Below are 350 nucleotides of genomic sequence, written 5' to 3'. Positions count from 1 at the left end.
GAAGGCGCGGGCGTGAAATACGCCCACACCAACTCGACCGGGGCCGACAGCACTGCCAGCGGTACCGACAGCAGCGCGATGGGGCCGGCGGCGAGTGCGTACGGCGACAGCGCGGTGGCACTGGGCAATGGCGCGGTGGCGGGCGATGCGAACGATTCGGCCGTGGCCAACGCCGTGGCACTCGGCAAGGCGGCCACGGCCAGCGGCGACAACAGCCTGGCGCTGGGTGCAGGCGCGGCGGCGGCGCAGGCCGGCGCCGTGGCGCTGGGCAGTGGCAGCACCACGGCCGCGGCGGTGGCGACCGCCGGCGGGACCCTCAACGGCACCGCCTACACCTACGCCGGCGCTGC

The 350-nt window shown here is 75.7% G+C and carries 1 pseudogene; it reads left to right on the top strand.

The annotated features are described in order from the left end of the window. Positions 1 to 12: 12 nt before the first annotated feature. Positions 13 to 350: pseudogene (locus SLW55_RS20595) on the top strand (hypothetical protein); the annotation flags it as partial.

The organism is Xanthomonas sp. LF06-19 (assembly GCF_034105425.1).
Lineage (GTDB): Bacteria > Pseudomonadota > Gammaproteobacteria > Xanthomonadales > Xanthomonadaceae > Xanthomonas_A > Xanthomonas_A sontii.
Note: the sequence above shows the minus strand (reverse complement) of the source record. Positions and strands in the feature narration are given on the sequence as shown.